Annotated in this window: 2 protein-coding genes; both read right to left on the bottom strand. The window is 56.5% G+C overall.

All coding sequences use genetic code 11. The annotated features are described in order from the left end of the window. A partial coding sequence (locus M3197_RS17215; RefSeq protein WP_251663105.1) for a TraR/DksA family transcriptional regulator occupies positions 1–222 on the bottom strand: 222 nt, incomplete at its 3' end. After that, a partial coding sequence (locus M3197_RS17210) for a hypothetical protein (protein ID WP_251663102.1) occupies positions 219–481 on the bottom strand: 263 nt, incomplete at its 5' end. The genes M3197_RS17210 and M3197_RS17215, both read right to left, overlap by 4 nt.

Below are 481 nucleotides of genomic sequence, written 5' to 3'. Positions count from 1 at the left end.
CGTTACAGCCAAATGCTTACCACGTTCTTCAAACTCTTCCTGACAATCAGCGCAGCGCTGACAGCCCGCCACCAGTTCCCGGCGCCGCTCGGGTATCTCTTCCCCGCAGTCGCAGCAGTGAGTAGCTGAAACTGCGTTGTGGTTGATGCGCATGTTCTGGATGGTCATTTCCAGCCGGCGCTCTGCCAGCTCGTTGGCCTGATCGATGATTTCTGCGCTCATGCTGCACCTGCCTTGTCTTCATCCATTTTCCAGGCCGTGGCAAGAGCGCTAGTCACCTGGTGGAAGCTATGTTTTACTGCCACCTTCCCATGGCCGCCGGTTGGCGAAACCAGTTCGATTGTGGTCAGCTCTCCGCCGCTTTCAGCGTCTGGGTAAAACTGCGCGACGTCGTTGGTTTCGACGATCACAGACCCAGATGGGGTATACATTTTCAGCTTCATGACTCCACTCCATAGCGGCCGCTCAGCCGCCCAATAAC

Source organism: Sporosarcina aquimarina, assembly GCF_023715615.1.
In the GTDB taxonomy this organism is placed as follows: Bacteria; Bacillota; Bacilli; order Bacillales_A; family Planococcaceae; genus Sporosarcina; species Sporosarcina aquimarina_A.
This window is presented reverse-complemented; position numbering and strand designations above follow the sequence as displayed.